21 protein-coding genes and 1 tRNA gene are annotated in these 22,167 nt (G+C 43.5%); 3 read left to right on the top strand and 19 right to left on the bottom strand.

The genetic code is table 11. From position 1 onward, the window contains the following. Positions 1-330 precede the first annotated feature (330 nt). The 6 genes from CIK94_RS00105 to dnaN all read right to left on the bottom strand — a co-directional run bounded on the left by CIK94_RS00105 (position 331) and on the right by dnaN (position 6,754). Positions 331-405, bottom strand: a tRNA-Arg gene (locus CIK94_RS00105). A 51-nt stretch (positions 406-456) separates the two neighbouring features. Next, positions 457-2,115 carry a tetratricopeptide repeat protein gene (locus CIK94_RS00100; protein WP_094420608.1) on the bottom strand — a complete coding sequence of 553 codons (1,659 nt, stop codon included), beginning with the start codon at positions 2,113-2,115 and terminating at the stop codon, positions 457-459. Further along, entirely contained in the window at positions 2,112-3,770 is a 1,659-nt protein-coding gene (gene recN, locus CIK94_RS00095) for a DNA repair protein RecN (protein ID WP_094420606.1), read from the bottom strand. The genes CIK94_RS00100 and recN overlap by 4 nt, the downstream gene beginning before the upstream one ends. After that, positions 3,770-4,663, bottom strand: a complete 894-nt coding sequence (locus CIK94_RS00090; protein ID WP_371591637.1) for a DUF4835 family protein — start codon at positions 4,661-4,663, stop codon at positions 3,770-3,772. The genes recN and CIK94_RS00090 overlap by 1 nt, the downstream gene beginning before the upstream one ends. A gap of 68 nt (positions 4,664-4,731) precedes the next feature. Then, on the bottom strand, positions 4,732-5,592 hold the full coding sequence (locus tag CIK94_RS00085; protein ID WP_094420602.1) for a 3'-5' exonuclease: 861 nt from the start codon (positions 5,590-5,592) through the stop codon (positions 4,732-4,734). Positions 5,593-5,623: 31 nt separating this feature from the next. Beyond that, positions 5,624-6,754, bottom strand: coding sequence for a DNA polymerase III subunit beta (gene dnaN / locus CIK94_RS00080; protein WP_094420599.1), 1,131 nt, complete (start codon positions 6,752-6,754; stop codon positions 5,624-5,626). Between the two features lie 158 nt (positions 6,755-6,912). Between dnaN and CIK94_RS00075 the strand changes: the two genes are divergently transcribed. Then, on the top strand, positions 6,913-7,302 hold the full coding sequence (locus CIK94_RS00075) for a DUF3127 domain-containing protein (RefSeq protein ID WP_022309666.1): 390 nt from the start codon (positions 6,913-6,915) through the stop codon (positions 7,300-7,302). Positions 7,303-7,646: 344 nt separating this feature from the next. Here CIK94_RS00075 and CIK94_RS13880 read toward each other — a convergent pair whose 3' ends face one another. The 3 genes from CIK94_RS13880 to CIK94_RS00065 all read right to left on the bottom strand — a co-directional run bounded on the left by CIK94_RS13880 (position 7,647) and on the right by CIK94_RS00065 (position 8,644). Beyond that, positions 7,647-7,853 carry a hypothetical protein gene (locus CIK94_RS13880; protein ID WP_144008248.1) on the bottom strand — a complete coding sequence of 69 codons (207 nt, stop codon included), beginning with the start codon at positions 7,851-7,853 and terminating at the stop codon, positions 7,647-7,649. Between the two features lie 215 nt (positions 7,854-8,068). Continuing rightward, positions 8,069-8,251, bottom strand: a complete 183-nt coding sequence (locus CIK94_RS13875) for a hypothetical protein (protein WP_144008170.1) — start codon at positions 8,249-8,251, stop codon at positions 8,069-8,071. A gap of 186 nt (positions 8,252-8,437) precedes the next feature. Then, entirely contained in the window at positions 8,438-8,644 is a 207-nt protein-coding gene (locus CIK94_RS00065) for a hypothetical protein (RefSeq protein ID WP_094386993.1), read from the bottom strand. Positions 8,645-9,160: 516 nt separating this feature from the next. Between CIK94_RS00065 and CIK94_RS00060 the strand changes: the two genes are divergently transcribed. Then, positions 9,161-10,498, top strand: coding sequence for an ATP-binding protein (locus CIK94_RS00060; protein ID WP_094420594.1), 1,338 nt, complete (start codon positions 9,161-9,163; stop codon positions 10,496-10,498). Positions 10,499-10,595: 97 nt separating this feature from the next. Here CIK94_RS00060 and CIK94_RS00055 read toward each other — a convergent pair whose 3' ends face one another. The 5 genes from CIK94_RS00055 to CIK94_RS00040 form a co-directional block, all read right to left on the bottom strand. Continuing rightward, on the bottom strand, positions 10,596-10,802 hold the full coding sequence (locus tag CIK94_RS00055; RefSeq protein ID WP_094420592.1) for a hypothetical protein: 207 nt from the start codon (positions 10,800-10,802) through the stop codon (positions 10,596-10,598). A gap of 1,034 nt (positions 10,803-11,836) precedes the next feature. Continuing rightward, positions 11,837-12,091 carry a helicase associated domain-containing protein gene (locus CIK94_RS00050; RefSeq protein WP_094420590.1) on the bottom strand — a complete coding sequence of 85 codons (255 nt, stop codon included), beginning with the start codon at positions 12,089-12,091 and terminating at the stop codon, positions 11,837-11,839. 116 nt (positions 12,092-12,207) lie between these two features. Continuing rightward, positions 12,208-12,357 (bottom strand): hypothetical protein, encoded by a 150-nt coding sequence (locus CIK94_RS14240; RefSeq protein ID WP_158216485.1) that lies wholly within the window; start codon positions 12,355-12,357, stop codon positions 12,208-12,210. Positions 12,358-12,362: 5 nt separating this feature from the next. Continuing rightward, positions 12,363-13,484: a nucleotidyltransferase family protein gene (locus CIK94_RS00045; protein ID WP_094420588.1), complete on the bottom strand. Its 1,122-nt coding sequence runs from the start codon at positions 13,482-13,484 to the stop codon at positions 12,363-12,365. A 140-nt stretch (positions 13,485-13,624) separates the two neighbouring features. Next, positions 13,625-14,914 carry a DegT/DnrJ/EryC1/StrS aminotransferase family protein gene (locus CIK94_RS00040; protein WP_094420586.1) on the bottom strand — a complete coding sequence of 430 codons (1,290 nt, stop codon included), beginning with the start codon at positions 14,912-14,914 and terminating at the stop codon, positions 13,625-13,627. A 161-nt stretch (positions 14,915-15,075) separates the two neighbouring features. On the opposite strand from CIK94_RS00040, the gene CIK94_RS00035 reads away from it, so the two are divergent. Next, entirely contained in the window at positions 15,076-16,461 is a 1,386-nt protein-coding gene (locus CIK94_RS00035; protein WP_094420584.1) for an ATP-binding protein, read from the top strand. Positions 16,462-16,551: 90 nt separating this feature from the next. Here CIK94_RS00035 and CIK94_RS00030 read toward each other — a convergent pair whose 3' ends face one another. The 5 genes from CIK94_RS00030 to CIK94_RS00010 are packed head-to-tail and all read right to left on the bottom strand — an operon-like array spanning position 16,552 to position 21,941. Then, positions 16,552-17,817 (bottom strand): glycosyltransferase family 4 protein, encoded by a 1,266-nt coding sequence (locus tag CIK94_RS00030; protein ID WP_094420582.1) that lies wholly within the window; start codon positions 17,815-17,817, stop codon positions 16,552-16,554. A gap of 3 nt (positions 17,818-17,820) precedes the next feature. Continuing rightward, on the bottom strand, positions 17,821-18,861 hold the full coding sequence (locus CIK94_RS00025) for an ornithine cyclodeaminase family protein (RefSeq protein ID WP_094420580.1): 1,041 nt from the start codon (positions 18,859-18,861) through the stop codon (positions 17,821-17,823). Positions 18,862-18,872: 11 nt separating this feature from the next. Beyond that, entirely contained in the window at positions 18,873-20,135 is a 1,263-nt protein-coding gene (locus tag CIK94_RS00020; RefSeq protein ID WP_094420578.1) for an ATP-grasp domain-containing protein, read from the bottom strand. Between the two features lie 4 nt (positions 20,136-20,139). Beyond that, positions 20,140-21,333 (bottom strand): ATP-grasp domain-containing protein, encoded by a 1,194-nt coding sequence (locus tag CIK94_RS00015; protein ID WP_094420576.1) that lies wholly within the window; start codon positions 21,331-21,333, stop codon positions 20,140-20,142. After that, positions 21,330-21,941: a sugar transferase gene (locus tag CIK94_RS00010; RefSeq protein ID WP_094420574.1), complete on the bottom strand. Its 612-nt coding sequence runs from the start codon at positions 21,939-21,941 to the stop codon at positions 21,330-21,332. Before CIK94_RS00010 ends, CIK94_RS00015 begins: the two co-directional genes overlap by 4 nt. Positions 21,942-22,167 lie beyond the last annotated feature (226 nt).

Below are 22,167 nucleotides of genomic sequence, written 5' to 3'. Positions count from 1 at the left end.
AAAGAGTGCTTCACCGCTACGCAGCTGCTGGGCTGCTTTCTTGTAGTCTATTTCCAAATTGTCCATATTATAAGAACTGTGTTAAACTATTATTATTATAGCCTGACACAGTTTATTTTACACTCTCCTCAATTTAACTGGGCTATTCAAAACTCTTCCAAGATAATACGAACCTCCGCTCCAGTCAAATAGATGCTAAGGCAAGAAATGATGCGTGAAACAAATATGACACAGTGATGTTGCAGATGACAACCAATACACAGACCAATCATATACACAAAAAAAGAGGACTTTACATTATGTAAAAATCCTCTTTCTTCAGTTTTTTTGTGATTCCGTTGGGGTTCGAACCCAAGACCCACAGCTTAGAAGGCTGTTGCTCTAATCCAACTGAGCTACGGAACCATCCTTTTTGCGGCTGCAAAGTTAATAAATTTGCTTGGTATTTCCAAATATTTACTTATATTTCTTCAAATACTCATCAGCTCTTTCATCTCCCAATTCCTTGGCTTTCATGAGAGCTTTGGTTCCTTCTTCCTTATTCTTTGCCACCATATTGGCCACGCCCAACAAGATATATCCATCGGCATACTCAGGTGCAAGTTGTGTACAGATTTCTGCACTACGGATTGCCTTGTCGGTCTGGCTGAAGCGCAAATGCAGCGAAGCCTTCTCTGCCCACAGGGTTGGAGAATCACGCTGCAGCAATATGGCACGGTCCATATCGTTGAGCGCCTGCTGATACTGATGGATTTCCATTTCTGCCTTATGACGGATATAGTAGAAATTGCTGGTAATGGGCCTACCCTGCATCAACGAGTCATACTGATTGAAATCTATCACCGCTTTACGATACTCTCCTATATTATAATAATGTGTAGCACGAGCAAGAACATAAGGCGCACCCACAAAATTCAGTGGCTGGGGAGAGATCGCTATAGCACTGTCCAAGAGGGCTACAATCTCTGCATCGGGAGCCTTCATCTGCGTTTTGCACTGAGCGGCACTATAGAAGAGATCACCATTGCGAATAGGGGTCTTGGTGAGTTCCATAAACTTGTCGTAGGCAGTAGCGTAGTCTTTCTTCACAAAATAAGCCAAAGCCTGCTGATGCACATAGAGAGGCTGGTGGTCAATATCATACGCCTTATTGGCTTCCTCCAGCGCCTTATCCGCATTCCAGGAAGGATAGATGCTGTCTGGAAGATTGGAAACCTTGCTATATATCAGACGGGAATAGGCCGAATGCACATCCTCCTTCTTGGCAACTTTCTCAAGGGCAGTCTTGATGGTAGCATCTACTCCAGAGAAATCAGCCTTGGCCAGCTGTCTGTTGGCCAGCGCATTATAGCCTTCCACATAATCAGGGAAACGCTGGATGAAAGCCTTTACGTACTTGTTATACATCAGCGTATCTCTCTGTTCTGCTGTGAGAGTCAACATCACCGCAGCCTGCTCATGGTTCTTGGGAAAGTCGATAGGGATAAACGATTGTCTGAGCACAGGATTGGCTATGGCCAGACCGTTCTCCACAGTCATATCGTTCATGAAATTGGCATCAGTAGCCACAATCTGCTGTCCATCCTTGGAAATCTGGATGACACCAATCACCTGACCTTTGGAATTGACAACAGGACATCCATCAGCACTCTCATCGATATTAGACGAGAAGAGATAATAGGCATACTTCTCCATAAACGGCTCCACGCTCTGCACATTGCGCTGGTCTATGAGGGGCTTGTTGACCGAATACTGCAATATCCATACCTTTTCACCCTTCTTGCTGGCTGCGGTTGCTACAGAAGCAGGCTGCGTGTTGCCATCCACCTTAAACTTGCAGACATTATACAACTCGTTGGCACCTATCAGCGCACTTACTACCGATTGCTTGCCATTGGCATCGATTACCACCGCACTGTCGGCACCCACAAACGGCTTCCAAGAACTTATCGCTTCGCCCTTATCTCCCACAAACACGCCATGGGTTGATGCAAGCAAGGTACCATCTTTCTTAAAGGTTGTCAGAGAGAAAACCGATTTGGCGGCACTCTCTATCTGCGCACTACAATTGGTTGCAACCAAGAGTGCGAAAGCTATATAAATGATTTTCTTCATATTCTTAATAGGGATTTTGCATTTTCTATTGCGGCCGGAGTTATGTCACTGCCGCTCAACATCTGAGCGATTTCCTTGATTCGCTCGTCATCTGTAAGTTTTGTCATCCTACTCAACGTCACATCACGATAATCCTCTTTGGAAACCTTATAATGAGTCGTTCCCATGGCAGCAATCTGTGGCAGATGGGTAATGCTGATGACCTGACGGTCCTTGTCGCCCATCTCCTTCATAATCGAAGCCATCTGCTCGGCCACGCGACCGCTCACGCCCGTATCAATCTCGTCAAAGATGATGGTGGGCAACTTGACTACTCCCGAAATCATCGCCTTCAACGAGAGCATCACGCGGGCGATTTCGCCGCCCGAGGCTATCTGCGATATGGGCTGCAACAGACTGTTTTTGTTCGCACTGAACATAAACTGCAACTTGTCGGCGCCATCAGCACTCAAGGGCTTTTCCTCCATCGATACCTCAAATCTTACGTTGGGGATTCCTAATGGCACCAGACGTTGCTTAAGTTCCTTTTCCACAGTTCTCGCCGCTTTCTCGCGTGTCTGCGTCAACTGCTTCGCCTTTACCAGACATTCCTTGTATGCCCGCTCATATCGTTCCTTAAGCGCATCCAACTCATCCGAACCATTGTCAATAAGACCCAGTTGGTCAGCGATTTTCTGCTTGAGTTCATTCAGTTCTTCTATCGAACCGAGGTGATACTTCTGTTGCAGAGCATACAATCTATCCAGCCTGCCGTTGATTTCCTCCAACAAGGCAGGATTGAACTCAATCTTCTCTCCTCCCCCATTGATTTCGTCGGCTATATCTTTGATTTCGATATAAGCACTTTCCACACGCGCAGCCAGTTCCCGAGCTGGCGCATATACCGATTCTATCGAATTCAGATTGGAAGCGATGTTCTTCAGGATAGACGCCACATTGTTGTCTTCGTCAGCAAGCACGTTATTCGCATCAAAGAGCACCTGCTTTATCTCTTCAGCATGAGCCAGAATCTCACTGTCTTGCTCCAACTGCTCCTGCTCGCCTTCTTTGAATTCATCCTTGGCCAACTCCTGATATTGGAAACGCAGAAAATCTTCATTCTGCCTATCTCTTTCTATCTGCTGTGTCAAGTCATCCAATTCACGCTTGCACGTTTTCTGCTTTTCGTATGCCTCGGCAAACGCACGACGCACCTCGCCGTTCTTGGCCACCACGTCCACAATGCCGAGCATAAAATCATCCTTCTGCAAGAGCAGGTTCTGGTGCTGACTGTGTATGTCTATCAGATGCTCGCCCAATTCCTTGAGAACAGCAATAGATACAGGTGAATCATTGACAAAAGCCCTGCTCTTGCCATTGGCATTGATTTCCCTTCTCAGGATGCAGTCCTGTGCATCATAGTCTATATCATTATCAGAGAACAGACGCTCCAGATGACTGTCGGCCAAATCAAAATGTGCCTCAATGACACACTTCTTCTCGCCGTTCTTTATCTGCTTGACATCAGCACGATTACCCAAGAGCAGACCCAATGCACCCAAGATAATGCTCTTTCCCGCTCCCGTTTCTCCAGTGATTACCGAGAAACCTGGATAGAAATCAATGTCAAGCTGGTCTATCAGCGTAAAATCCTTTATATATAAATGTCTTAACATTATTCCTTAATTTTATCCCATGCCGCATTCTGACTGGCGTTGATACCAAACAGAATGTCGTATACTGTTTCCTTCTCCTTGGGCGTTCCCTTACCTTTATATATATTGGCAATTTCATCCCGCTTGTAGTCCGTCCATATCTGCGGAACAAGACTCAGCGGCTTGTTATCATGACTGTTCTTCAACAGCTCCATCGCCTTGGTTATATTGGCACGCCCTCGCTCCGCATTGCCAGCCATCTCGTCAAGCCCGGTACGGTAATAGTCATACTGAAACTGTCGGAACGGGCGCATACCTCCATCCAGATAATCATTGATAAAGGCATACCTGTTTCGACTGTCATCAAAGGCTTTCCATCCGGGATAATTCAGATTTTGCGCACTGTTGGCAACATTCATACACTGTTGCAGCACCTCGTCACCACCCATGGCAGCAAAACTGTCGAGATTGATGCCGATAATCAGATAAGCATAATAGGCAAACAGCGCAGTAAGCTGATTGTCAATATTGTCTGGAGTGAAGACAATTTGATCAAACTGGGCATATTCGAAGTTGAAGTTGTTGTCAGTATTGTTATAAAGAGTGGTAGTATAAGCCGAATTATATACCGGACGATTGGCTTGTATCAGCGCCTTGCAAGTGAAGATATTCGACGAAGCGTCATATTTGGTTACAGTGATGTTGAAATTGCATACAATACGCTCATTCTTCTGAAAATGCAGATTGGTCCATTGCCGCTCATTGACAAATTGCTCCAACTGCTTCTGCAATTCATCAAACACACTGGCATCCGTTCCCTGTATCTGCGAACGGTTGATGGTTATCTTGGCATTGAGTTCCTGAGCCTTTGCCGGCATTGCCGCCAGCATTATCATGATGTAGCCCATCACCATCACGCCTTTCATCCAGAAGCGGTTTCTCCGCGTAAATGTGCGTGTCAATATGCCGAGATTACTGCCCACTATCCTTTCTTGTTCATAAATTCACGCATACGGATACGCGTGAGCACTTGCTTGGTGTTGTTCGTAAAATCAGACGACAGCATCCAACTGTAATAACCAGGGTCCTTGCGCAGCACATCTGTCACATACCAACCCCTGTACTTACCAAAATTGAAAGCCTCCTGCTTGCGCGGATTGCCTTCACCATCGAGCAGCGGCTTGCCATTGGCATCGACCATGTCCTTCCACACGATTCTGCCTGCAAAGTCCACATTGTCATTCGATTTTGACAGGGCTGCCAACTCATCCATATCGTTGTGCAACACCTTCTCAGGGTCATCGGCCGTCTCTGGATTATACTTGTCCAACTGAGCCATCAGCACCCGATAGGTAGCCTCGGTGTCATTATCGGCACGATGCGGAGGGAAATCATCTTCCATCTTGCGACCGCAATAGAACTGATAGGCAGCAGCCAGACTCCGACGCTCCATTCTGCAGAAGATGCTGTGCGCATCTATCAGACGGGCCTTGGAGAAGTCAAAGTCCACGCCCGCACGAAGGAACTCCTCGGCAAGCATGGGAATATCAAAAAAGTTTGAGTTGAATCCGGCAAAGTCACACCCCGCAAACGCGTCTTTCAGATTGGCTGCAATCTCCTTGAATGTCTTGGCGTCCTTCACCATCTCATTGGTAATGCCCGTAAGCGCTACCACCTCATCAGGGATTACCCGCTGAGGATTGACAAAGATATTATTTCGTTCTTCCCGTCCGTCCGGCATCACCTTGATATACGATATCTGGATGACACGGTCTTTTACAATATCCAAGCCGGTAGTCTCCAAATCAAAGACTACCAGCGGTTTTGTGATATTAAGTTTCACTATTACTATATATTATAGTGGGTTCTGACTATTAGTTTGCATCGTTCAACAACATCGGCATGAGCAGCATCAGCACATCCTCATTCTCGGGCTGTTCTGTAGGTACAATGATACCGGCACGGCTGGGATCAGCGAGTTCCACCGTAACCTGCTCACTATCCAGATTGCTCAGAATCTCTGTCAGCGAACTGCCCTTGAATCCTATGCTCATCTTCTGTCCTGCATAGTCACAGAGGATAGTCTCACGAGCCTTGGTTGCATAGTCTATATCCTCAGACGAGATTACCAGACTGCCTGCGTCCAACTTGAACTTCACCAACTGGCTGCTCTTGCTACCAAAAGGCAATACACGCTTGAGAGCACTCAGCAGAGCCTTTCTATCTATCGTAAGCTGATTGGGGTTGGCTACAGGTATCACCGAGTTGTAGTTGGGGTAACGTCCCTCTATCAGTCTGCATGTCAGCACGCCCTCGTCGAAGGTTACCTCGGCATTTCGTCCATCAAACTTGATGACGACATCACTGCCATCCTTGCCCAACACACTTCTCAACAGGTTGGCTGGCTTTTTCGGGAGAATAAAGGCGGCAGGAGAATCACTCTTCACCATGAAGTTCTTGTTACGCACCAGCTTGTGTCCATCACTGGCTACGATAGCCAACGCATCCGGAGTCAGGTCAAAGTAGATACCATTCATCACCGGACGCAGCTCATCCTGCGCAGTGGCAAATATCGAACGGTTTATGTTGGCAGCCAGCGCGCCCGAATCAATCGTGATTACATTGACATTCTCAGGCATCGTCAGCATCTTGGGATATTCTGCAGCGCCCATGATGGTAAAGTTATATTCACCGCCTTGATATATCACCTTGATTGTAGCCAGCTCGGTATCAACGACTACTGTCAAAGGCTGCTCGGGCAGCTCTCTCACAGCGTCAAGCATGGTCTGGCTCTGAATGGCAAAAGCCCCTTCTCCAGAGTTACTGTCCAGTGCCACAGTAGACTTCATCATGTTTTCGCTGTCCGACGAAGTAATCGTCAGCGAACCATTGTTCACCTCAAACAAGAAACATTCCAGTATAGGGAGTGAGTTTTTACTACTGATAACCTTTGCCAGGGTTTGTAAACGGCTGCTAAGAGCGTTGCTTGATATTGTAAATTCCATGCCTATATTATTTATATGGTTTTTAATTGAATATAGGCACAAAAATACAAAAAAGCTGCTTGCGGTGCCAAAAAATAGGCAAATATTTTCGTCTTTCTCATAAAATTTAGTAATTTCGCAGAAGATAATAATCTCGAAAACAAATATATAATTATAAAATGGAACTACAAGGTAAGGTAATCGCAGTGCTGCCCGCACGCAGCGGCGTTTCAGCACGTGGAGAGTGGAAGAGTCAGAGTTTTGTAATCGAAACCCACGACAGCTTCCCTCGCAAGATGGTATTCGATGTATTTGGCGAAGAGCGTCTCACTCGTTTCAACATACAGTTAGGCCAGGAGGTCAATGTTTCTTTCGACATTGATGCTCACGAGTATAATGGCCGTTGGTTCAACAATATCCGCGCATTCGACGTTCGCTTGGTCGACCCCAACACCGTTAGCGCTGCCCCTGCAGCCCAGGCCGCTCCCGCAGCGCCTCAGCAGCCCGCCAACGCCCCATTCCCACCCCAGCCCGAGCAGAGCAACAGCGATGACGACCTGCCATTCTAATGACAGAACCCATATCATGAATATGATGACAACTCCCAAGGCCCATTAGGACTTTGGGAGTTTTTCTTTTCACGCCACAAGAGCCCGAACTACCGTCCCTCACGAGCCACTCATACCCAGACAAGATAAACCCCATAAGAGTATACCTTCTACGATATCTTTCACCACCTGCACTTTACAAGGACACACCATAGATTCCCCCACCCATGCAGAGAGACACATATATAATAAGGTATATGGAGCATCTACGCAAGTTCGGAATACGACGAGACTCATGCTCCATCCACCCCACACATCCAGAATGTGAACCACACCAGGTTGGCATTCTCGCCCCTTGGGGAGAGTTAGAGAAGGACTCCACAAGCAGCTGTTTTTTCACCGCCAAAGGCGGACTTTTTGAACGGCAGACTGCCGCTTTTTTGAACCGTGGTGGCTGTTGTCGTCATGCAATGCATGACATTGGTGATGACGGCGATGACAAGAAGGAAAACTTGTTTTCTGACTGGCGTCACCATCAGCCCCAATAAGGCGAAGCCGACAACAGCCACCACGGCTTTTTGTCTTTATCTCCATCCCTTAATAGTTAAAGCAAACAGAGGTAAAAAACATGGAAACTCTCCCACAAGCACCACCATTTACAGCGTTGTCGACAGAACGGAGCTCTATCACACCACCCACCCCATCATTTCACCAATAACTATGCGTAACTCACCAAGTTAGCATTCTCGCCCCCTTGGGGAGAGTTAAAGAAGGACTCCACATGCAGCTATTTTTTCACCGCCAAAGGCGGACTTTTTGAACGGCCTGCGGCCGCTTTTTGAACCATGATGGCTGTTGTCGTCAGGCAATGCATGACATTGGTGATGACGGTGATGACAAGAAGGAAAACTTGTTTTCTGACTGGCGTCACCATCAACCCCAATAAGGCGAAGCCGACAACAGCCACCACAGCTTTTTGTCTTTATCTCCATCCCTTAATAGTTAAAGCAAACAGAGGTAAAAAACATGGAAACTCTCCCACAAGCACCACCATTTACAGCGTTGTCGCCAGAACGAAGCTCTATCACACCCCCCATCATTTCACCAATAACTATGCGTAACTCACCAGGTTAGCATTCTCGCCCCTTGGAGAAAGTTAGAGAGGGGCACCGCAAGCAGCTATTTTTTCACCGCCAAAGGCGGACTTTTTGAACGGCCTACGGCCGCTTTTTTGAACCATGATGGCTGTTGTCGTCATGCAATGCATGACATTGGTGATGACGGTGATGACAAGAAGGAAAACTTGTTTTCTGACTGGCGTCACCATCAGCCCCAATAAGGCGAAGCCGACAACAGCCACCACGGCTTTTTGTCTTTATCTCCATCCCTTAATAGTTAAAGCAAACAGAGGATAAAAGACCTGGAAATATCCCCCCACAAGCACCACAATTTACAGCGTTGTCGCCAGAACAAAGCTCTATCACGCCTCACACCCCACCTTTTCACCAATAACTATGCGTAACTCACCAGGTTAGCATTCTCGCCCCTTGGGGAGAGTTAGAGAGGGGCTTCCACAAGCAGCAGCAACGCTGTAGGTGTTGCGTTTCCCCAGCCCAGGGTTGCGGGCGAAAGCACGCTACCCTGGGTCCAAGCCCCCCCACCATCATGGCAACGCTGTAAGTGTTGCGCTTAGCCGAAGGCGTTACCCACAGTGGGCAAACAACCCAAAGATTTCGGTATCAGACCGAATTTCGCCACAAAAGATTTTGGTATTAGGGCATAAATCCACAAAAAAGATTCTGGTATCAGACCGTATTTTGCCATAATAAATTTTGGTATCAGGGATTTTTCATGTAACTTTGAGGGCAAAAAGGGAATTATGTCAGATGTAATATTCAAGCGTAAAATCTATTCCAAACTAAAAGAATGGAAAGAAACATCTAAAGGCAAAACAGCCTTGCTTTTAGAGGGAGCAAGGCGTATAGGTAAGTCTACCATTGTAGAAGAATTCGCTCAAAAGGAATACCGTTCATACATTTTGATAGACTTCAATGAAGCCTCAAAAGAAGTCAAGGAACTCTTTGACAACTTGATGGACATAGATTATATTTTTTTGTTCTTGCAGAATATTTATAAGGCCACATTGTACGAAAGAGAGTCTGTAATAATCTTTGACGAAGTACAACAATGCCCTAAAGCCCGACAAGCAATCAAATACTTGGTAAAGGATGGCAGATACGATTATATTGAAACAGGTTCCCTTATTAGTATTCGAAAGAATACCAAAGATATTAGCATACCCAGTGAGGAATATCGACTTGAGATGTTCCCAATGGACTATGAAGAGTTTCGATGGGCAATGAATGATGAGACAACAATGCCTCTGATGCACAAGTTCTTTGAAAAGAAAATGCCATTAGGCGATGGCTTAAATCGTCAGAAAATGCGCGAATTGAGATTGTATCTGTTGGTTGGAGGAATGCCACAAGCTATCAACGCCTATTTAGATACAAACAATTTGCAGCAAGTTGATATGATAAAACGACAGATTATACAACTGTATGCAGATGATTTTAGAAAAATAGACCCTACGGGGAAAATTTCGAAACTATTTATGGCTATACCCTCACAGCTAAGCCGTAATCTGTTGCGCTACCAACCTACACCTGTAATTGGAAAAACGGGTGCTGACAAAATTGACGAGATGATTCTTTGCCTGGAAGACAGCAAGACTGTCAACGTGGCTTATCATGCAGATGACCCCAATGTTGGAATGTCATTGACAGCCGATTATGGAAAATATAAATTATATATAGGTGATACTGGATTGTTTGTGACAATGGCATTTTGGGATAAGGATTTTACGGAAAATATCATATACCAGAAACTGCTCAACGACAAATTGTCAGCCAATCTGGGATATGTATATGAAAATCTAATTGCCCAAATGCTTCGTGCATCTGGCAACAAACTGTTTTACTATACCTTCCCCAAAGACGACACCCATTCTTATGAGGTAGACTTTCTCTTGTCGAGAGGCAACAAACTTTGCCCCATTGAAGTAAAATCGTCTGGATATAAGACTCATGCATCGTTAGATGCTTTCTGTCTCAAATATTCAGATAGAATAAACCAGCCATATCTACTTTATACGAAAGATTTTCATAAAGATGGGAACGTGCTGTTAGTGCCAGTTTATATGACCCCATTGCTATAAAGCTAAAAGTTCAATATAATCAACGCCGAACAGAAGGTGAGAGCGGCCACTTTGGGGAAGGAACTCACCAGGTTAGCATTCTCGCCCCTGGGGAGAGTTAGAGAGGGGCTTCCGCAAGCAGCTGTTTTTTCACCGCCAAAGGCGGACTTTTTGAACGGCCTGCGGCCGCTTTTTGAACCATGATGGCTGTTGTCGTCATGCAATGCATGACATTGGTGATGACGGTGATGACAAGAAGGAAAACTTGTTTTCTGACTGGCGTCACCATCAGCCCCAATAAGGCGAAGCCGACAACAGCCACCACGGCTTTTTGTCTTTATCTCCATCCCTTACTAGTTAAAGCAAACAGAGGTAAAAAACATGGAAACTCTCCCACAAGCACCACCATTTACAGCGTTGTCGCCAGAACGAAGCTCTATCACCCCCCCATCATTTCACCAATAACCATGCGTAACTCACCAGGTTAGCATTCTCGCCCCTTGGGGAGAGTTAGAGAGGGGCTTCCACAAGCAGCAGCAACGCTGTAGGTGTTGCGTTTCCCCAGCCCAGGGTTGCGGGCGAAAACACGCTACCCTGGGTCTACACCCTCTCCACCATCATGGCTACGCTGTAAGTGTTGCGCTTAGCCGAAGGCGTTACCCGCAGTGGGCAAACAACCCAAAGATTTCGGTATCAGAACGTATTTCGCTACAAAAGATTTTGGTATTAGGGCATAAATCCACAAAAAAGATTTTGGTATCAGGCGGTAATTTGGCAAAATAAATTTTGGTATCAGGCTTTTTTTACCGCCAAAGGCGGACTTTTTGGACGGCCGACGGCCGCTTTTTGAACCGTGACGGCTGTTGTCGTCATGCGAAGCATAGCGTTGGAGGTATTGGTGACGACAAAGAGGAAAACTCGTTTCCCGTCAGGCGTCACCAACAACTCCAACAAGGCGAAGCCGCCAACAACCACAACGGCTTTTTGTGTCTATCACATCCTTTAATAGATGTAGCAAATAGAGAACAAATGGCAAGAGACTTTTCCCTCAACCAGTTTCCGCGGGAACGTTCCACTATGCCTTTCGGACGCCCACAAGCAGCAGCCACTCAGAACCGAAGGTCACCGACGCTGTACGACGCGGAAAGATAATGTCGTTGCGTTTAGCCGAAGATGTCACCCGCAGTTGACCTGCTGTTTCATTTATAAATCGCAGCACTTACAGCGAAGCCAAGAAAAAGCGCGGAATTTGGATGATCCCCAACGTATTGCGACCCACATAAACGCATAGAGCCGGACTCCCATACTATGGAAATCCGGCTCTATGCACCATTCTATTGGCCACATATACGGCAACAACTATTCGTCGTCACCCGACTCATCCGCAAACAGCAGATGCACCCGCCGCTTATCGCTCAATTCTATCAAAAGCTGCATGTGCTCATCATCCAATTTGCCAGCCTTCATCAGTTTCTTATTATACTTCCACCAGTTCAGAAGACCACGCTTGTCCGACTTCTTCTTGTTAGGCAGTTGCCCATGCTCCTCTACATAAGCCAATAGCTCCTTGTAGCTTTCCTGCCAATTGGCCTCACGCTTTGTCATATTCTCCATAATCTCTGCTTTAGCACAGCAAAAGTAACAAGTTCCATTGACACCGCCAAATATACTGTCCACCAATTTATATATGTAGCACGAATTATCTGCAACCGCTCATCACTACAACGCAATTATTTCTTTAGCGCTTCGAGAGCAGCTGCCGCATCCTCTTTGGCAATCTGCATACAACGAGCCACATACTCAGCACTTATCAATTGCATGGCTCCAGAACGATGCTCCATTTCTACAAAATCGTTTACCCGTTTTACCAATTCTTCCATAATTATCAATTCCCTATTATCGTCGCCGGTTTCATCAGATGACTTTTAATTTGGGCCAAAAATGTGGAAATCACGCTATCAGTATATACTATACGATGTTTCCAGAGATTTCCCTTCCACAACTTATATCGTGCAATGATATACCCCACCCCGGCAGGCTCTTTTACCTTGTGTCGCGACGAGAAGCAGTCTTCCAGCACGCGTTCTATCAGTTCAGCTTCTTTTGTTCCGAAGTTAGAGTATACCGCTGGGACATGAAAAACATCAAGCGCGAACCCCAGATAGCGATGGGCTATATGAGCCATGCACAATACGAATTTCGCCATGCCCATAGCCACACATATCTTCCAAAACTCGTCCCAATCTATATCATCTTTCCGCTGCCTTGCCAGCAGCACCCAGTCACACAACATCCTAAGCGTCATCCCCTCTGCCGCGAAATGACAAGCCGAATGACGAGCCACAAAAAGCATATTCAGCAGAGGTGAGGGCAATATGATTCTGGCACCGTTATCCAGCATATATGTCTCATGCCCGGATGCAGCCAATCGCTTGAACAGCCGTTCTATCCATCTGCTCGAACGATGCGAATGTACGTTTACAAAATCATAATGATTTTCAACCATTACTCCCCTATAGGTGAACACCGAATGATGATGGTGCCCATTGTCCACCTCGATACCCAACCGCTCATGCAGCAGCTGGTCAGCCTTCTTCCACACCTTATTGCCATCACCCATCAGATAGATGTCTATATCACCGACAGGTCTATGATTAGGTACAGGCCAATACTTAGACAACCCATACCCCTTGAGCAACATCATGTTTATGCCATTCTGCTGGTAGAACGCAGCCAACTCTCCTATCACCTTCTCATAAGCAGCATACTGCCGCTCCATGTTCATCACCATTCCGACCCACTGCATTTTACACAGCCTGTCACCGGCCGCAAACGGCGATGGAGACACATCCTTTACCCCGTCCAGCACAATAGCAGGAACACCCTGCTGAACAGCCAGGTCCAGCAAAGCGTTCCATTCTATTCTTTCCGCAAGGTCACAGACTCCACCATTGCCTAACCCCATTCGGACAAGGCGCAGCAAGAGTCTTTTTTCGGCAGTAATCATCGGTTCCTATTCTTTATAAAGCTACGTCTTGGCTTCCTTCCATGCAGACGCCTATATATATAATAAGGTATATGGCTCTGCCTTGATTCGTAAGGGCGGCGGGGCAGATGCGCCCCATCCCCAAAACGTAGCTGCTCAGACTATAATCCCTTTACGATCTCCACGAAGTTACTGATTACATACTCCACATCCTCATCATTCATTTTGGTATTCAGTGGCAGCGTAATCTCGTTCTCAAACGCATGGAAAGCATTGGGGAAATCCTTGATGTCAAACCCCAACTTCTTATAGGCCGTCATCATAGGCAGAGGCTTATAGTGTACATTGGTTGCAATGCCCCGCTCTGCCATCTTTTCTATTACCAGGTTTGCTTCCTCACGCGTCTTGCCGAGCAGACGCACCAGATACAGATGGCCAGACGATGTATAGTCCTCAGTATAATGCTTCAGCACAGCCACATCAAGTCCCGCAAAAGCCTCATCATAACGAGCTATCATCTGGCGGCGACGCGCCAGCATACCCTCATAGCGATCCATCTGCACCAGACCGATAGCAGCCACCACGTCAGTCATATTACACTTATACCATGTACCGATGATATCATACTCCCAAGCACCGAGCTTGGTCTTTGCCAGCGCATCCTTGTTCTGACCATGCAGACTCAACAGCTGCGCCTTGCGGTAAAGGTTCTCATTCCAGGTCTCGCCCGCTATCTCTGGCACACCGCTGAAGGTATTGTCCTCATTCTTGTCCAAATCTTTCACCACCAGCTCATTGCCAAAAGGCAGATTCCACGACAGTGCACCACCCTCAGCAGTAGTCAGATTCTTCACGGCATGGAACGAGAACGATGAGAAGTCAGCTATCGAGCCCACCATCTTTCCCTTGCGCGAAGCACCAAAGGCATGAGCTGCATCGCAACAGATGGCAACACGACCTATCATCTTCTGCAAGTCAGTCTTAGGAGTGAAGAGGTCCTTCTTGCGCTCCACTATCTCGAACAGACGGTCGTAGTCACAGGGAATACCCGCCAAATCAACAGGGATAATAGCCTTGGTATTAGGAGTCACGGCCTTCTCCACAGCGTCATAATCCATCTCGAGGCAATCCTTCTGCACATCGACAAAGACGAGCGTAGCCCCAACATGTTCCACCACCGAAGCACTTGCCGTATAGGTATAAGCAGGCACTATCACCTCATCACCTTCGCCTACGCCCAACAGCCTCAGAGCCATTTCGGCACAAGCCGTCTGCGAGTTCAGGCATACAGCCTTGTTCACACCCACATATTCAGCCACTTCCTTTTCCAACTTCTTTGTGCGCGGTCCGGTTGTTATCCAGCCAGACAAAATGGCATCACGCACTTCTGCCGCCTCAGCCTCCGTCATATCCGGCGGAGAGAAAGGCACATTACGCAATTTCATTGTCATAATATGATTATAAATATCTAATTGTTAAAATTATTTGTTTGGATAATTTCGATTATCGTCGATTTATTTGTTTGGATAATTTCATTTTCCGACGATTTATTTGTTTGGATAATTTCATTTTGTTATCTTTGCAACTGAAATACAACTATTAACGAGTCACCATGTACTACAAGAGAATTATAGATAAACATCTATCAGAATGGGCTTCACGCGATACACGTAAACCCATTCTACTTCGAGGAGCACGACAGGTAGGCAAATCTTCCGCTGTGCGTCATTTAGGCAAGCAATTCAAAAACTATTTAGAAATAAACTTTGAGATGGAGCCTCAATATAAAGCTATCTTCATGCCAGACCTAAATGTCAATCGCATCGTTATGCAGATTTCTGCAATATCAGGCTCAAGGATAGAAGAAGGCGATACTCTTCTCTTTATGGATGAGATTCAAGAGTGTCCAGAGGCCATCATGTCATTACGTTTCTTCAAAGAGAATATGCCAGGGCTTCATGTTATTGCTGCAGGTTCACTATTAGAGTTCGCCCTTGCAGAATTACCAACATTTGGCGTAGGTAGAATACATTCCATGTTTATGTATCCAATGACCTTTGATGAATTTCTTCTTGCCAACAAAGAAGACATATTACTCGAAGCCCGTAATGCAGCATCTTCACAATCACCTCTTCCTGAACCATTGCACGAAAAGTTAGTCAGTCTACTTCGCACATATATGCTTGTAGGAGGTATGCCTGAGTGTGTTGCCAAATGGGTTGAGACCCACGATTACCTGCTTTGTCAGGAAGTTCAAAATGATATACTTGTAAGCTATGAGGACGATTTTCCTAAATACAAGAAAAAGGCTGATGTCAATTTGCTTCGCAACATATTGCGTAGTGCCGTCGTACAAGCCACAAAAAAATTTGTCTATACCAAAGTAGGCGACTATAAAACAGTAGAAGTCAAGAGTGCGCTCAACCTGCTCATTCTTGCCGGATTACTGATTCCCGTAACTCACACCAGTGCCAATGGACTTCCTTTGGGTAGCGAAGCAGACAATTCATATCGCAAGATTCTATTCTTTGACTGTGGACTTATGCTGCGGCTTTTGGGCATCACTATAGGAGACTCTACCATGCTCACCACCCAAATACTTACAGCCACAGCAGCCGACCTTGTCAACAAAGGTACTATGGCAGAGCTTGTAGCCGGTTTGGAAATGCTCCACTATATGACTCCCAACTTGCGTCATGAGTTGTATTACTGGGTTCGTTTGTCAAAGAATTCATTAGCAGAAATCGACTATCTCCTTCCATCTCATCTTAATATTCTTCCCATTGAGGTCAAAGCAGGAAACCAAGGTGGAATGAAAAGTCTGTGGGCTTTTATGCGTGAGAAGCATATCACCGAGGCCATCCGTTGTTCATTAGAGAATTTCGGAGAGTTTTGTTATACTGACAAAGAAGATAAAGATACCATTCGTCATATCAGCGTATTCCCTCTATATGCTGTTTCGCAGATAATTAAATCTACCACATCTAATACTATGTAAACTATTCCACATAGATTTATGCCTCTTACGTTTTCTCGTCATGAGCACAACAACCTTGCTTCGCTCATGACGAGAAATTGTTTTAGATTTTTACTTTGCTTTTATACCGCAAACATCTTTGATTACATCCACGTACTTCTGTGTTCCCACCTCTCGCGTCAGGTTGTCCATAACAAACAGTCTGCCGTTAGAGCCGTACTTCTTGCAGAGGCTGCGGTTTTCATAGAGTCTGATGACTGACTGTTTAAAAGCCTCCTTGTCTCCAGCCTTAGTAAAGATACCACACTCATTACCAACCAATATATCCTTTAACTCATTCTCGTCGAAGTTGGCAAGCACCGGACGTGAAGCCGACATGATGCTCCAGGTCTTTGAAGGAACAGAGTTAGCGCCTACTCCGGGCTTAGAGATTACAAGCCCTGCATCGCCCAAAGAGAACACATGGCTAATATCCTCATATGGTTGGAATGGAATCATAGTCACATTAGTCAGTCCGTCACGTTTCACTATTTCTTCCACCTGTGCCTTGTATGCCCCTTCCCCCACAAGCACCAATCCTATATCTGGATGTGTGGTCTTCAACTCCTTCATCACCTCAAGCAGCATATCCATGTTCTGAGTAAGACCAATATTTCCGCTATACTCGATATAGAATTTCTCCCGATCAATACTATACTTGTCGAAGAGTTTGTTCTTTTCACGGGGAATATCCACCACAGCATTCTGGTCCACCCAGTTGTAGACTACTACAATCTTATCCTCAGGCACACCCTTAGCCATGATATTCTTCTTGAAATCTTCGGAAATTACTATAATCTTGTCAGCATGCTTATAGGTGAAATTTTCGATAATACGACCGATTTTCCAAATTATACCATCTTTCTTAGCCAAACCAGTACCAACAAGAGAGTCTGGGAATATGTCTTGAAGATTATAGACGAATTTCTTGCCAGAAAATTTCTTTACACAAGCGCCTATAACACCTTGAATAGGAGGAGTACTCGGAATGAACATTATATTACATTCCTTTGCATACTTACTAAATATACCTTTATATATAAGGGCCATTCCGCACAAGCCATATCGTATCGCTCTAAATATAGGGTTCTTGCCTTCTGAATACATTGAAAATCTATGTATAATCATAGCACCATTTAACCTTTTTTCATGACGATATTCTGGCTTGCAATATTGTTCTCTTATTTCATTTGATATTCCCCTACATGGCGTTGGAGTAAAAAGATTTATTTTAAAATTTTCTTCAGCAAATGCCTGATTCCTATTCATGCTCAAATAAGAACTGGCTGCATGTTCAGGATAGGCATACCCTGCTAATATCAGAATCTTTACATCCATATATTAATATATAAGGGAAGCATAATCAACACTATTATCTTCTGCTATGACAACCTCTTTACCAAGACCTCGCTTTATTGCCTCTTTATAAATATAATTAGCAAAGTTCAAATCGATATAAGAAAGTCCTACAGAATTAAAATAGATAAATTCATCATCATTATTTCTGCCTTTCTTTTTACCAGAGATTAAATCAGAAAGATTAGCATAAATATCATGATCTTTTATTATTCCTTCCTTATACATTCTACATATAGTCTGAGTTCTATGTTTGCTGGCTTCCCAATCATCACAAACAATTTTCTGTGCTTTTAATGCCACCTCAAACTCATCTTCCCATCCTCCTACATGAATATAAAGACCACCTTTGGTTATATCTTTAGCTTTCAATACAGGAGCTTGCCCACTTATAGCAGTTACTATAATGTCTGCATTAGAAGCACATTTATAAGAATCATTATCACATGCAATAAAATTCACGTCAGTAGTAAGATCTTTAAACTTAGCTATAAATGCTTCTTCACTGGATGAAGAACGAGAAGAAACACGACATTCCTTTATTGTTGGGAACAAATGCTTGAGTAATGCAAAATGCATACGCGCCTCTTCGCCACTACCAATAATACCTATTGTTTCTACTTTTGTTGGTGCAAGATATTTTGCTGCTACACAGCCAACGCTTGAAGTACGCATCTTTGTCACTAAAGTTCCATCTATAACAGCAACGGGAAAACCTGTTTTAATTTCTGACAACAACATTACACCCGTCACATTTTGAATACCCTTTGATGCATTAGTTGGAAAAACAGAAACCCATTTCATACCACAAACCATATCTTCACCTAACAAAGTTGCAGGCATACAGTTTATCCTATTTTGAGTTTCCTGATCAAATATCTGGGAAATCTTATCTGGGAATAGCACATTTCCATGAAGATATTTCATAAAAGCATTTTCAACTACACCAAAAAGAGCCTTTGTATTACCCTTGAATATCTCAGCAACATCCGTTTGAGATATAATTTTTATTGAAATATTATTCATTGTATAACCAATTAAATATCGTAAAGCATTCTTAACACCATATTATTACCTTGCTCATCAAGAACTCTAAGATTGTCATGTATTTTATCAAGAGACAACTTCAAGTCATTCTTATCCTCATAAACAAACTGTACTATAGCAACATTCTGATTGAACGACCCCAAATCTTGGACCTCGTATCCTATAGGTTTTGTTATTGTTTTAAATACAACATTATCACCCAAATTTTCCAAGCCTTCTATTTTAGTAATAGTACCGACTCCTGCATACACGGGATATACAGCATAATGATAACCACGCTCTATATTTTCAGATATTAATGAAATATGTCCATAAACTTTGCTTTCACCAGTAAGAGCGTAATAAATATCAGATGCCACTTGATTGATTCCTGTCAAGTAATCTACAGGATAGATTGAAATAGAACCACCATAACGGAACCCTACTTCATTAAAATAAAAATTGTCCCCATCATGAAATATCTCTATCCAAGCAGATCCCTCCTTTATACCAATGGATTGAAACATTTTTTCGACACTAGTATCAAAACGTGAGCGATATTCTTTTGTATACTTGCTCTCAAAAGTGAATAATCCTCCAACATATGAACCATGATTTTCAAATTTTACTGGGTATTTATCTTCCAAACCAGAGAAAATAACTTTACCATTGCTAAAGGTATAAAAGACCACTACTCCAGTATTTTTCACAAACTTTTCACATATTACAGATTGTGTTGGAGAATCGGCTGCTGCCTTTTTATATCCTTCTACTAATTCGTTAGCATTTCTGCATATTGAGAAACCATTACTGCCACATCCATCAGTCGGTTTTGTTATCACTGGATATGCATCTGATGGCACGGAACCTTTAATATCATTTAAATTAATATTATATTGTGGTACTACAGGAAGACCACTACTTATACAAAGTTGCTTGAACTTTGCCTTATTTTGCAATAATTCCCACTGTTCCTTATTACAATAACATGGAAGTCCCAATTCATTAAGATAGTTAGAAGCTGCACTTATCACAGTTTCACTTCCACCCATGTATACACCATCAATATTCTTGCTCTTAATTAAAGTTTTCATTGCAGATGCATCAATAGAATTTACATTATAACCTTCATCTGCAATACTAAAAATGCCACCAGACTTATCATTACCAGTAGCTATCAAAGTAATTCCATGTTCATCAGCAATTCTTTTTATTGCCTCTTTCCATGTACCTCCGCCCAAAAGCAAGAGTCTCTTTCCTCTTAGTTTATCCATAATTTTATTCTGTTTTAAATACAACTCCATTTATTAATCTCTCTGCTAACTCTATAGCCTTCTGAGGAGTCTTCTCTGTAACTATCACATGCCCTGACCGACAAAGACTTGAAGTAACCTCTGGAATCTCATCCCCCACCTTATGATATATTTCCCAAAGATACACTCGAGGGTCAGCAAGTATCTCCGTATTTGATATATTTACAAGTTTTCCTGGTGTTGGGCAGAAATAACGTATGCAGACTCCCTTAGGTTCTTCTTTTGGATTCAAATCAGGTTCAACACCCAAGGCAACATTAATGGCTGCTGCAACCATATCAACACCAGTGCTTAGATGCGTCAACTCTGTAGAGATAAAGTCACCACCAAGGCGAGCACCAATCTCCATCAAGTATGCCTTACCATCCATCATTTTAGCCTCAGCATGACAAGCGCAATTGTTTACACCCAAAGCCTTAACTCCGGCAACAGCAGCAGTCTTTAATGTTTCTACATCAGCAGCAGAAAAACATGAAGGTTGATTGTGTCCTAACTCCACAAAGTGAGGAGCACCTGTAGTCTTTTTGTCTGTGACAGTAAGCACATTCACATTGCCGTTCCATACAATAATCTCAATCGAGAATTCAGGACCTTCAATAAACTGTTCAATCAATACCGACTGGTCACGGCTTTCATTAAGAGCTATATCATAAGCCTTAACAAAATCAGCCTTGTCCATATCACGAGAAACCTTAGCAATACCTCGCGAACCAGAGTTACGAGACGGCTTCAATATGCCATCAATAGAGAAATCATTCTGCAAATGCATCCAAGCATCCTCTACATTCTCAGTTAAAAAACTTTTGGGAGAAGGTGCATTCCCTTTCTCAAAAGCCTCACGCATCAAATGCTTATTTGTGGCACGTATTGCTTGTTCACGGGTAATACCTGAAAGTCCTAACTCTTCATTAAGTCTACCCATAACATTCATGCTCACCTCTGAACAAGGATGTATCACACCATCTATCTTTTCTTCATGAGCCACCTTCAACACATCTTCTTCAGAAGTAATATTTACCACAATGGCTTTATCGGCATATTTAAGTCCAACAGCATTAGGATCACCATCTACTGCTATGACATATATACCCATTTCTTTGGCCTTCTTTATTACAGGAACCTGAAGAATACCAGCAGCTAATACTAATAGTCTTTTCATTTTTTATATGATTGTTCCGTATTAATATTTTCTCTAAATAATACCGATTTTATTGTTTTGAACACAATCTTTAAATCCATCATAAACGAGATGTTATTTGCATAATAAGCATCCCAATGAAATTTCTCTTCGTTCGTAATAGAATTACGGAAATAAGCTTGAGCATAACCTGTTATACCAGGTTTTATCTTATAGCTGTCACGATGATCTTGATTCATGGTTTCAAGACTCTTTGTAGGATTGTAAAGTTTAGGCCTCGGTCCCATAAAGCTCATGTCACCAATCAGAACATTCAAAAATTGCGGAAATTCATCCAAACTTGTCTTACGCATAAATTTTCCCACTGGTGTTACACGAGGATCATTATCGCTATTAAATGTTGAGCCATCAGGATTTTTCAAATCAGGTGAATTAACATACATCGAGCGAAGTTTAAACATCTTGAAAGGTTTATAATCCATTCCTGCACGAGTGGCATTGTAAAACACAGGTCCCATATCTGTTAAATAGATAATAGGAGCAAAGACAATTATTACCAATACTACAAAGGGTAACGCACACAGTCCGATTACAATATCAATCAGACGTTTAAAGAAATGAACATACATATTATTATCGTTTTTGTTTATAACTAATATTGGTTATTTACTTCATTTTATTTGTCAGATACGATAATTAAAAGTATTAAACTTTCTTACATCTTCGTATATCAAATACCCAAGGGATATACTTATTAATAAATAAAGTAACAATAAATGCTATTATTAAAGACATCAACCAAACTACAATCAACCCAAATAATGTTGGAGCCCCTATCATTCTATTCAATAATAT

The sequence above is a fragment of the Prevotella sp. P4-51 genome, assembly GCF_002251455.1.
GTDB lineage: Bacteria > Bacteroidota > Bacteroidia > Bacteroidales > Bacteroidaceae > Prevotella.
This window is presented reverse-complemented; position numbering and strand designations above follow the sequence as displayed.

Excerpts from the sequence above, each read along its gene's own strand:
- CIK94_RS00100 (WP_094420608.1), bottom strand. The coding sequence starts at position 2,115 with ATGAAGAAAATCATTTATATAGCTTTCGCACTCTTGGTTGCAACCAAT.
- recN (WP_094420606.1), bottom strand. The coding sequence starts at position 3,770 with ATGTTAAGACATTTATATATAAAGGATTTTACGCTGATAGACCAGCTT.
- CIK94_RS00090 (WP_371591637.1), bottom strand. The coding sequence starts at position 4,663 with ATGGTGATGGGCTACATCATGATAATGCTGGCGGCAATGCCGGCAAAG.
- dnaN (WP_094420599.1), bottom strand. The coding sequence starts at position 6,754 with ATGGAATTTACAATATCAAGCAACGCTCTTAGCAGCCGTTTACAAACC.
- CIK94_RS00075 (WP_022309666.1), top strand. The coding sequence starts at position 6,913 with ATGGAACTACAAGGTAAGGTAATCGCAGTGCTGCCCGCACGCAGCGGC.
- CIK94_RS00060 (WP_094420594.1), top strand. The coding sequence starts at position 9,161 with ATGTCAGATGTAATATTCAAGCGTAAAATCTATTCCAAACTAAAAGAA.
- CIK94_RS00050 (WP_094420590.1), bottom strand. The coding sequence starts at position 12,091 with ATGGAGAATATGACAAAGCGTGAGGCCAATTGGCAGGAAAGCTACAAG.
- CIK94_RS14240 (WP_158216485.1), bottom strand. The coding sequence starts at position 12,357 with ATGGAAGAATTGGTAAAACGGGTAAACGATTTTGTAGAAATGGAGCAT.
- CIK94_RS00045 (WP_094420588.1), bottom strand. The coding sequence starts at position 13,484 with ATGATTACTGCCGAAAAAAGACTCTTGCTGCGCCTTGTCCGAATGGGG.
- CIK94_RS00040 (WP_094420586.1), bottom strand. The coding sequence starts at position 14,914 with ATGACAATGAAATTGCGTAATGTGCCTTTCTCTCCGCCGGATATGACG.
- CIK94_RS00035 (WP_094420584.1), top strand. The coding sequence starts at position 15,076 with ATGTACTACAAGAGAATTATAGATAAACATCTATCAGAATGGGCTTCA.
- CIK94_RS00030 (WP_094420582.1), bottom strand. The coding sequence starts at position 17,817 with ATGGATGTAAAGATTCTGATATTAGCAGGGTATGCCTATCCTGAACAT.
- CIK94_RS00025 (WP_094420580.1), bottom strand. The coding sequence starts at position 18,861 with ATGAATAATATTTCAATAAAAATTATATCTCAAACGGATGTTGCTGAG.
- CIK94_RS00020 (WP_094420578.1), bottom strand. The coding sequence starts at position 20,135 with ATGGATAAACTAAGAGGAAAGAGACTCTTGCTTTTGGGCGGAGGTACA.
- CIK94_RS00015 (WP_094420576.1), bottom strand. The coding sequence starts at position 21,333 with ATGAAAAGACTATTAGTATTAGCTGCTGGTATTCTTCAGGTTCCTGTA.
- CIK94_RS00010 (WP_094420574.1), bottom strand. The coding sequence starts at position 21,941 with ATGTATGTTCATTTCTTTAAACGTCTGATTGATATTGTAATCGGACTG.